Genomic DNA, 10,872 nt, shown 5'->3' with positions numbered 1-10,872 from the left:
GGTCAATTGCTTTTAATTTAGTTGCCAGTGAATATTTCGCCATGATAAAAGGCGCCCCCTAGTTTGGATTTCTCCAATCTAGGGGGCGCACTTCACGTTAGGCGTTTTTTTATTTGGTGATAACTTTTAGAATTTTTACCTTAATGCTCTCTCCGTTAGGAAGCGGAACATTAACCGTGTCACCAGTCTTCTTACCGATTAGGGCAGTAGCCATTGGCGACTCGTTAGAAATCTTACCGGCCAATGGATCAGCTTCGACTGAACCCACAATGGCATAAGTTTCAGGATCTTCATCTGGTAATTCTTGGAAGGTAACTTCTTTACCAAGCGATACTTCATCTTTTGCAGTGGCGTTTGCATTGATGATTTCAGCATTTTCAATCATTTTACGTAAAGTGATGATCCGACCTTCGACAAAGGCTTGTTCATCCTTGGCTGATTGATATTCTGAGTTTTCTGATAAATCACCATACGAACGGGCGATTTGAATTCGTTTTGTAATTTCTGGACGCTGGTTAGTAATTAAATCATCCAGTTCTGCCTGCAGCTTATCGCGGCCCTCGGCAGTCATTGGAAATGTCTTTTCTTCTGACATGAGATTGTCCTTTCAATGCGCAGGTGCGCTTAGATACAGCAAAAAGAATATATCACGGCCAGCCTATTCTTGCAAGCGGGGGGATGATCGGCTGATTATAATTTGACTACCCAAAATGATGACCCCAATCAAAGTGATGATTAAGCCCCAGTATAGGTAAGGCGGTACATAGCTAAATTGAACCTGATGATAACCGGGTTTAGTTTTAATGGCCAGTAGGAAATTACCAACCTGGCTGGTGGCCACCTTTTTACCATCAATTTTAACCTGCCAACCTGGTGCTGCTGGAATAGAAGTCATAATCACTGGTTTACTAGTGGTGGTGGTGATGTGTCCGCTAATCTGATTTTCTGTCCGCTGGGTAATAGTTAATGAATGTTGTTTTAATTGTGCGACGTCTTGGTTAATTGCTGCTTGATTTAAGTGATACAGGGCAACATTGCTGAGCGTTAGACTGGCAGCATTTCGCAGTCGAATCGTTAATTTTTGTTCCTGACCAGCGGCGTGATCAGTTAAGTTGACAATGACGGTATTTCGATATGAGCTAAATTGGGTGATAACTTGGTCATTAATTAATAGATCAAAGTTTTCTATTTTTAAATTACCACCTAAGGTTAAGTAATAGGGGTCATTGGTTTTAGGGGTAAAGGTTAATGTTAGTGAGCCAGGTTGACTAGAATCTTTTTTTTCTAATTGGCTATTGGTAATGGTGGTTGGTAGATTGACATTATTAGCTTGGGAAAAATCAAAATCATCTTTACTGATTAGCTGATCTTTTCGACCAGTTAAGGCCTGCCATAAACGGGCTTGATTTTGAATTGGTAGGGCACTGTTAAGATAAGTTTGTAATACTTGCTGGTTGGCTGCAAAAGCAATCGGCAGGGCCTGCGGGTTTTTGAAGATTGTTGTCGTACTAGTCTGGGCATACCGTTGATATTGCGTGAAATCAGCCCGATAGCCGGTTTTACGACTTTGGGGGCTTCCTTCGGTTTTATTAATTTGTGGACTAGGACTGAAGTAATATTTAAAGCCCAAAAGATTATCAGTTAATACAGTACCGTTACTATAATTAACAAAATTATCACCTTCGGGTTGGCCCATAGCTTGATAGAACTGCACCATCTTGTTGGGCATTAAGGAACTAAAGTGGCCACCGCCATAGAAGTCTTCCATCATACTATCCCCACGGGTACGTTGATAGGTTTGCCCAACGCGATACCAGCTCCGGTCGTTATGGATTTTATTTTTATCTGCTTTTAGGGCAGTAATGGTGGTTTGGTAATCACTTAAATTGATATAAGAAAAATTATTGAGAGTGGTGGAGATATTGGTAGTTAGGCTGATACAAGTAATAAAACCTAGCAATCCTAAACGAAGGTAATGGGGCATGGGCGCGGTGATGACGAGTAGACAAATTGAGCTCAATAGCCAAAAAATTAGGATATTATTGTTTGTTAGAAAGCTAAGCTGCTTGAGCTGGCTTAGAGCATAGAGGGTGATGGCGGTAACGATGGCAAATAAAATCGAGCAGGTAAGAAGCCGCGGTTGCCAATTGGGTCGATAGCCCCAGGCAGCTAAGAAGATTAAGAAAAAACTGATTAAAAAACTAAAACGGTAAGGATACCAGACTGGATATTGGCCACCGTGAAAGGCAAGGGTTAGTGGCGCCCAACAAGTTGCTAAGATAAGGATTGCCAAAAGAAGCAGGGCCGTTAATTTGCTTACATAAGAGATGGTCCGATTAGTGACAAAAGCCCCTAAGGCAACTAAAACAAAGGCTGAGATAAAAATATTAGCCTGTCCATTTTGCATCTGCTCAAAATCAAAACTGCCAGGAATTAGTTTGATTAGTAAATGTAGGGGATTATTTTCAAAAGCCAAGCTCCAAGCGGAATTATGGCCAATTTTCCCCTGTTGGAGTTGAAAGTAAGCCGGTAAAATTAGCCAGGCTGACATGACTGCGCCTAAGACGCTTTGGCCAATGAAAATCAAAGGGATTTTTATGGTTTTATGGGCTAATTGAGGAAAGCGCCAGAGGGCATATAAGACGATGAAAATCACCACCATAAAGGCGATGTAGTAGTTACTAATAATGGTTAAAGCTAAAAGAATACTGTAGGGCCAGCCCTTCTTACCGCCTAAGAGCCCTTCTAAGGCTAAGATTAGTAATGGTAGCAAAATGGCAGTATCCAGCCATAGTAAATTTAGATCATTGGCAATAAACCAACCACTAAGCGGGTAGGAGATGGCAAACAGACTAATATAGTGGCCTTCTTGGAGTTTTAGGCGATGAATGAGATAGGCCATGCTTAATCCGGCGGCTCCAAATTTAAAAACGGTTACCCATAAAATCGCACTAGGTAAGTGTAAATCGCTCACAAACAAGAAGATTATATTAAATGGACTCATTAAATAATAGGCCCATTCGCCCAACATATCGCCACCCAGGGCATTACTAAAGGAGTAAAGAAAGTTACTGGGATGGTTTAAGAAGGCGGCTTTGAAGGCAGCAAATTGATCAATATATTGCTGGCCGAGATCGACGGTTAAAATAGTGCTAGTGCCAAAGGGCGCCATGCCGCGGCTGGCAAAATAGCCCGTCATAAAGATGACTGGGAGCCAAAATGAAATGGCTAAGGGGGAAAGTAAGTATTTTTGAGTAAATTTACTAATTTTTTGCATGTGTTTAGGATACCAAAAACTACCTTTTTTTAGCGACAAAAATTGGATTTATGGTAAAGTAAATAGGACTATTATCACGAATTTTTGGTGAGGAATCATGAAACCTAATCCCTATTTAGAAAACCGAAATAAAAACGATGCACGGGCTAACTTACCGAACCGACTAAAAATCTTATTAGGGGTTGTTTTAGCGCTAATGGCACTCTTAGTGGTGCAATTGGCTTTTTTAACAATTAAACAAGGACCTGATTTTCAAGCCGAGGTAAAGCGCAGTGATGAGACTGTTGAAAAGGGGAATTCTCCACGTGGTCTTATTTACGATACAACCGGCCGCGTGATTACTGGTAATAAACCCCAAACAGCTGTGACCTATACCCGTGGAAAGGCGACAACCTCGACGCAAATCGCCAAGATTGCAGCGGGCCTTTCTAAGTATCTAACTATCGATACCAAGCGTTTGAGTGACCGTTCTAAGGCTGATTATTATCTAACGACCCATCCTAAGCAAGCCACTAAGATTCAAGCAATTATTGAAAAAGAATATCCTAAAGCCTCTCAGAGTTGGACAACAACTCAATTGAATACCGCCATGTCTAAATACGTGCGGCAGCAGGGCTTAGATAAAGATGTTGATGCCAACCAGGCTATGATTTTTCAGCGCATGAGTGGGGCCTATGCTTTGTCAACGACCTTCATTCAAGAATCAGGCGTTAGCGATCAGTCTCAAGCTGAAATTGGTGAGCACCTTGGGGATTTCCCAGGAGTGAAGATTGGTTCCAGCTGGACCAGAGATTACCCGCAGGGTGATGATTTCCAGCCTTTGGTAGGAACGGTAACGGATGAGGCGACTGGTCTACCGGCTGACCGTTTGCATACCTTATTAGCTCAAGGTTATTCGCAAAATGAACCGGTTGGTAGCAATGCCTTAGAAAAGCAGTATGAAAGCATTCTGAAAGGTTCTCCTTCCCAAACCTTAATTACTAGTAATGCCAACGGCCTTAAGACTAGTAAGGTTAAGTACGAGGGACAAGCCGGTGATAGCCTGAAGCTAACCATTAATTCTGAATTCCAGAAGAAAGTTCAGCAAATTTTGGATAGTAATATTCCTGGTGGTAATGTGCAAGGAATTTATACGACCGTCATTAATCCCTATACTGGCGGCATTTATGCTATGGCTGGGGTTAATCGAGATTCGTCGACTGGTAAGAAAACGGCTAATCCACTGGGAAATATTAATCAGGGGATTGTCATGGGATCGGTGGTTAAGCCAGCCATCCTAGCCACTGGTTTCCAAAAGGGAATTATCACTGCCAGCAATAATACAATGTATGATCAGGCGATTAAAATTGCCGGCACTCCGGTAATTACTTCTTACTGGAACAAGGCTGGTACGCCAACAGCAATTGATGCCTTGACGGCCTTAGAGCGTTCTTCTAACACTTACTTTGTTCAGTTAGGAATGAAAATTGGTGGGCAAACCTATGTTCCTGGTGATCATTTGGCACTAGATAGTGATGCCTTCCAAACCCTTCGAAATGGGTTAGCTCAGTTTGGCTTGGGTACCAAAACCGGTATTGATATCGAAGGTGAAACGGCCGGTTATCGAGGACCTACTACTGGGGAGGCCCAAGGAAAGTATCTATATGAGTCCTTTGGACAGTACGATTCCTATACGACGCTGCAGTTGGCCCGCTATGTTTCCACGATTGCTAATGGTGGTTATTTGGTTCGGCCGCACTTGGTCGGGTCAGTCCTTCAAAATGATATTAATAATAAACACCAAAAAGAAGTTTGGGCGGCAACGCCTCAGCTGCAAGGGCAAGTTCAGTTAACTGCTGACCAGTGGAATGTCATTCATAAGGGGATGGAACGCGTTGCCAATGGAACCGACCCCAATAACACTGGTGGTGGGGTGCATAATTTACAGCCACGAGTTTATGCTAAGACTGGAACGGCGGAAACGACGACCAACGGTAATTCAACCTTTACGGAGTCAATTGTCGTTTATGTTCCGGGTCAGCCATTTGCCATGGCTATGGCGATTCCTGGAATGGACAGTTACCTAGATGGAACCAACGGCCGTGTTGCATCAGAGATTATTAATGCTTTCTGGGACACAGTCATGCAAAAGCCATCTTAAAATAGAAAATGACGCGATTATTAGAATTTAATCGTGTCATTTTTTTGTGGACAAAAGAGCGGTAAAATTAAACGAGGAGGAGTTTATGGCCCTGAATTATCAACAATTATTATTGGCTGTGCCAGTGGTTTTAAAGGCTGGGCACGTGCCGACCATCGTCGGTGAAGCTGGAATTGGGAAATCAGCCTTAGTAGCTGATTTAGCCCATAAAATGGGGGCTAAGTTATTTACAACGGTAGTTTCACTATCTGAAAAGGGCGATTTAGCCTTGCCAATTCCCCCCCTTAATCAGCGAGATATGATTCAAACCAAGCATTATGGCCAATTGGCAGATGTTAAATTTGGTTATACGCACACCTTGATTCAAATTATTAAGCAAGCTGAAAGGCATCCCCAGCAACCAATTATTTGGTTTTTAGATGAATTTAATCGGGGAAATAGCGCCGTCCAAGCGGAATTGATGAACTTGGTGCTACAACGACAAATTAATGATATTAAGCTGCCTAAAAATACCCATTTGGTTTTGGCTGAAAATCCCGATGATACGATGGAGGGATTTGAAGAGGATCAATACACAGTTCAAGCTGCTGATGCAGCCCTAAAAGACCGTACCACGCGGTTGGTCATGGATGTCTCCGTTAAAGACTGGCTCCAGTGGGCCCAGCAAGGTAATATTGATCCGCTGATTTGCCGCTTTATTGCCGGAAACACTGATTTGCTTTACCCTAAAAATCGGAGTGGCGATTTAGATCCAACGCCCAGAGCTTGGCAACGCGTTTCTGATAATTATGGTCAGTTAAAGGCGCTGGGATCTGCTGCAATAGAAGATTTGGCTTTTGATTTATTTGCCGGTGATCTTGGTTTAGTAATTGCTAGTCAGTTGGTTAGTTTTCTTCAGGAAAACACGGTCCTGCTAACTGCCCAAGAGGTCTTTGATGGCCAGCCAGTGGGTCCACGTTTACCTAAAGCGATTCGCCAACGTTTTCAAAAGATGACTGAAATTCAAAAAATGACTGCCATGAAGTCAATCTTGGCTACGGCTAATCTTACGACCAATGACCACGCTGGTCGTTATGGGGCTTTATTAGAATTATTGGCACCTGATAGTCAATATGCCGTGGTGCAACAATTGGTTAACGATCCTGTGCTAGATGATTTGTACCAGTCAGCTGATCATTATGCCAATGTCTTATACCAACAAATTATGGATATTGCGACACGCTAATGAAAAGTTCAACTGATAAATTATTAATAATTGCAATCAAAACCCTCTTAGATGTGGCGCCTCTATATGGCAGTATTATTATTCACTTACCCCGGCAAGTTACTTCGGAATTAGCAGTGGCCTTTGCGCTGGGATGGAATGGCCAGCATTGGGTTTTAAATTATAATCCTAAATATTTTGACCAATACCAAACGCCTGATCAAATGGCCCAAGCCTTGGCTCATCAGGCCTTGCACTTAATTTGGCAGCATCCGATTCGGTATTGTCGTGCCAGCCAAAGTCAAACTGCTATTGATTGGGGGACGGATATTGCCGTTAATCAGTATCTGCCCAATAGTTTAGGGGAACTTCCCGGTGCAATTACCCTGCAAACGGTTTTTGAAAACTTTAAACAGATGTTACCAGCACGGGCTGATTCGCAGGCCTATATTCAAGTTTTAAACGATTTATTAGATAATGATGATAGTCAATCAGACGCTAAACATGGCGATAGTCATCAAGGCTGGCAGGAAGCCGGTGGGCAGCTAGCCCAAGCCCAAACAGATTTGACCAATATTATGCAGCAGGCGCAAGAGGATGCTAAACGTGCCGGTCGGGGCGAGGTGCCCAGTGATGTTTTAATGCAGGTTCAATCATTACGCCCGGTAAGACGTTCCTGGCGTCGGATGCTATCTTTGGCGCTCAGTCAAGCACCATTGAGTTTAAAGGATACCCATGCGCGTTTTAATCGCCGCCAACCGTATCGTATGGATTTGCCTGGCCGTATTAGTCGCCAAAGTGCGCAACTTTGGATTTTTATTGATAATTCTGCTTCAGTATCCAGTCTTGAGGTAGCCTCATTTTTAGCATATGCTCAGCAAATCCAAAAACAACTGGATGGACAGATTCATTTTTGCCGTTTTGATGCTCGGGTACAACCCATCGACAATATTAAAAATTGGCAACGACAAGTTGGCGGGGGAACTGCCTTTCAAGCGATTTTTGACTGGTTACTAGCCCAGCACTGCCAACCCAAAGAGACCGTGTCCGTAATTTTTACGGATGGTGCCGGTGAAAAGCAGCTTGATTCTTATCATTTTAACCGCGTATACTGGGTCATAACAGCGGGCGGAAAACTCAGTATCAATCCAGTAATTGGAAAAGTAATTCAAATGGAGGACCAAGCATGACGAGTGTGTTAAATCCAAATGATTTACGTAGTATTAGCAGGCGTGACCAGCGTTATCGTCGTGCCCAAGCAATTTTAGAACATGATTGGGCGCGGATTTTAGTGGAAGAAGATCATGGTAGTGATTTGATTACGGCTGCTGATATTAATTTTGCTCAAAAAATTAGTCAATATTCGGATCAATATGCTACCCTTGAGTTGAATTCTTTTTCCAAATTACAGCATTTTATTATAGATTTTCAGTCCTATTTACCACAGCTACTCATTCAAAAACTAAAGGAGCCATTTCTATGACTATTAATTACGTTCTTTCACCTAACCAACCCGTAAAGCAATTATTAGATTGGCAAAGTGCTGATCCAAAGCACTTCTTCCTTTTGAAAAAAGCAGACGGTATGAATGCTTTACTATTGCCAGGCGCCCAAGCCACCGCTAATTTCAGCAGTCCCTTGCAGTATCAAAGTCTGCAGGTAGGTAGTGATTTAACGGGGACTTTCGTTTATCAAATTGACTTTAAATATAGCCATGATAATGATCAAACGCTTCAAAAATTACTAGGGGATAATGCGGTTATGGCCGGTGACATTAAGGGAAAGGCCAGTGGCGTGATTTGGACTTTTTGGGATAGCCAAAAAGCGATTAATGACTTTGTTACTGGTAAAACTTTTGAAAGTTTGCAATCCTTAATCCAAGAACCCTATACCATCTTTTATCGCCGAGTAATGACCATGGATGATATGGATGAAGTCTAAAAAAAGACCTGTTAAGGTCTTTTTTTGGTGCTTTAATGATTATTTATCGATTGATTTTCAACAAAATGAGCTTGTAAAATCCGACTGGCAATAAAAACCATTAGCCCCACTAATAGACTAGAGACAGTTACATCACTGAGCCAATGGGCACCAATGCGAACACGGCTGAAGGCGGTTAAGAGACCCATCGCTAGACCAAAAATAGTTAGTCGTTTTTGCCAGAGATAGTTGCTACGCGGTACAAAGAAAGTTAGATATAAGAAGAGCCAACCGGACATGGTATGTCCGGAAGGAAACGAATTATGATGGGTATTACCATTGAGATGGTACCAAGGGGTAAAATGACCCAAAGAACCATGTAAAATATCAGTCATTTCATAGGGACGGTAGCGGCCCCAGAGCAGTTTCATTTCACCCACGGTTGAAGTCGCAACAAAGACGGTGGCGATGCCGGCCAAAGCGGCTAAGGTTAAATAATTTTTTTCTTGGAAGCTACGATGACTAATCCAACGTTGAAATGCAAAGGATAAAATCACTAGAATTACGACGGCTAGACTCCATCGTAAGGGTTCGGGATAGTTTTGAACGGCTGCGGTATTGTTGGCTACCCCCATGGGGATTCCATGTTGGAGATTGTGAATCATGGAGAAAGTATAACTGAGCATATCTTGGAGAGCGGCTAGAATTTGATTAAACGCCATTCCTAATAAAGCACCAGTTGATAAATAGCGGGAAAAAGTATCTGACATTTGCTGCCAGGCTAACCAAGCCAGCACCTCAAAAGCAACAATTAAAACAATGTTGGCGCCTTGATCAGCGTAATTTTGGAAAATATTGCCAAAAATTGAATTTTGATTCATCACAGTTTGACTAACAAGGGGATCAAAAAAAGTTGCTAAGGTTAAACTAGCTAAGCCAACTAGAACTAGCGTATAGACGAACTTATACTCGGTTTTAGTTGTGCGGAAGGGACTGGTTTTCAATTTAGCAGCAGATGACATCGGTAATTCCTCCTTTTTTCCTAACGGTGGTTTCATTTTAACAACATGTTAGTGAAATAAAGAGACTAAAGATTTATGAATTTGAATGTTATACTGGTCGTGATTTACATCTTTTCTACACAAAATACAAAACAATTGAAAAAGAACAGAAGTCAAAGCCCTTGCGGAGCTTGACTTCTGTTAGAAAATTATTTTAGTAATCTGTTTAGTTCGCATTGACGGACTTGTGAATTATTTTGTAGCAGTTTAAATTAAACCCCAAAGTCGGTAAATTTTTTTGCTTTCACCAAATTAATAAAAGCGCCCATAACAACGTTATGGGCGCTTAGTTATTTTAGAAGGCCATCAAAGTTATTCTTATTTTTTTTGCGATGATAGTCTTCACTTATTGATAGGTGATAGTTATAAATATCTTGGAAAACTCTAAAATCAGAAAATTTTAATTTTTGTAAGGTACGTAGAAATTCATAGCATTCGGTTCGTCCATGGTTGAAATCGCAATCAAAATAAAGATTAAACAGTAAATCACTAAAATTTAGTGTCAATGTTGCTGTAAAGTCTGTCAGTTCAGTAGAAAAAGTACGACTTAATTTTAAATAGTCATCAATAAAATTATACTTTCTATTTGTTAATTGAATTTGCAAGTAATTTAGGATGATACTTCCCATATTTTGGTCAATTTCCACTTTAGAATCGACCAAATCTTTATATTTTAAATGAGCCTTAACAGCGCGTTTCATGCATAAATCTAAATTGAAATTCTCCAATCTAAAAATAAAAATGCCATCAACAAATGCTCTAAACTCAACCAGTGACCATTCAGAAGATTCAAGCAAATGGAGCTTCAATGGGTATGTTGGTTCTAATGCCATATTGAAAGGATTATTTCCGTGTACATATAATTTTACATACGCTAATGCTGAAAGTATTTGACTATCCAGCGAATTCTCCAAATGGTACTGCTTATATATACTCTTCAATGCAGAAAAATTATTTGCAGAAGATGCATTATCAATGTCACGTAACACTTTTTTTAACTTATACTCATTATTTTTATAATGGATATATTCAAACTCATTTGGGGACACACTCAACCTTTTTAGAATTTTAAAAAATTTACTAGTTTCAATACCTGAAACGCCATTCTCGAATCTAGATGCAAAGTTTCGCGAAATTATTCCAGTATAAACCACACTTTGTGTTAATTTTTTTTGTTTACGAATTAATCGAATACTTTCTCCAATTTTTTTCAAATAGTCCTACCCCTTCTAAATAACAGTATTTATGTTATATAACGTATCCTTTATGC

General features: G+C 40.9%; 9 protein-coding genes. 5 read left to right on the top strand and 4 right to left on the bottom strand.

All coding sequences use genetic code 11. From position 1 onward, the window contains the following. Positions 1-109 precede the first annotated feature (109 nt). Positions 110-595 carry a transcription elongation factor GreA gene (greA, locus tag C7384_RS03420; protein WP_089937945.1) on the bottom strand — a complete coding sequence of 162 codons (486 nt, stop codon included), beginning with the start codon at positions 593-595 and terminating at the stop codon, positions 110-112. A gap of 63 nt (positions 596-658) precedes the next feature. Next, complete coding sequence (locus tag C7384_RS03415; protein WP_089937947.1) at positions 659-3,277, bottom strand: YfhO family protein; 2,619 nt, start codon at positions 3,275-3,277, stop codon at positions 659-661. A gap of 97 nt (positions 3,278-3,374) precedes the next feature. Here C7384_RS03415 and C7384_RS03410 point away from each other — a divergent pair, with 97 nt between their 5' ends. The 5 genes from C7384_RS03410 to C7384_RS03390 all read left to right on the top strand — a co-directional run bounded on the left by C7384_RS03410 (position 3,375) and on the right by C7384_RS03390 (position 8,562). Then, entirely contained in the window at positions 3,375-5,417 is a 2,043-nt protein-coding gene (locus tag C7384_RS03410) for a peptidoglycan D,D-transpeptidase FtsI family protein (RefSeq protein ID WP_089937949.1), read from the top strand. Between the two features lie 85 nt (positions 5,418-5,502). Then, positions 5,503-6,642 carry an AAA family ATPase gene (locus C7384_RS03405; protein ID WP_089937951.1) on the top strand — a complete coding sequence of 380 codons (1,140 nt, stop codon included), beginning with the start codon at positions 5,503-5,505 and terminating at the stop codon, positions 6,640-6,642. Continuing rightward, positions 6,642-7,811: a vWA domain-containing protein gene (locus C7384_RS03400; RefSeq protein WP_089937952.1), complete on the top strand. Its 1,170-nt coding sequence runs from the start codon at positions 6,642-6,644 to the stop codon at positions 7,809-7,811. Before C7384_RS03405 ends, C7384_RS03400 begins: the two co-directional genes overlap by 1 nt. Beyond that, positions 7,808-8,104 (top strand): hypothetical protein, encoded by a 297-nt coding sequence (locus tag C7384_RS03395; RefSeq protein ID WP_089937953.1) that lies wholly within the window; start codon positions 7,808-7,810, stop codon positions 8,102-8,104. The genes C7384_RS03400 and C7384_RS03395 overlap by 4 nt, the downstream gene beginning before the upstream one ends. Further along, the gene (locus tag C7384_RS03390; protein WP_089937955.1) at positions 8,101-8,562 is read left to right on the top strand and encodes a hypothetical protein; all 462 of its coding nucleotides are present in this window, start codon (positions 8,101-8,103) and stop codon (positions 8,560-8,562) included. The genes C7384_RS03395 and C7384_RS03390 overlap by 4 nt, the downstream gene beginning before the upstream one ends. Positions 8,563-8,594: 32 nt before the next feature. Here the strand turns inward: C7384_RS03390 and C7384_RS03385 are convergent, their stop codons facing one another. Both C7384_RS03385 and C7384_RS03380 read right to left on the bottom strand, forming a co-directional pair. Beyond that, positions 8,595-9,563 (bottom strand): phosphatase PAP2 family protein, encoded by a 969-nt coding sequence (locus tag C7384_RS03385; protein ID WP_243400705.1) that lies wholly within the window; start codon positions 9,561-9,563, stop codon positions 8,595-8,597. Between the two features lie 329 nt (positions 9,564-9,892). After that, entirely contained in the window at positions 9,893-10,816 is a 924-nt protein-coding gene (locus C7384_RS03380) for a helix-turn-helix domain-containing protein (protein WP_089937959.1), read from the bottom strand. Positions 10,817-10,872: the final 56 nt, after the last annotated feature.

The sequence above is a fragment of the Convivina intestini genome (assembly GCF_003096575.1).
In the GTDB taxonomy this organism is placed as follows: Bacteria; Bacillota; Bacilli; order Lactobacillales; family Lactobacillaceae; genus Convivina; species Convivina intestini.
This window is presented reverse-complemented; position numbering and strand designations above follow the sequence as displayed.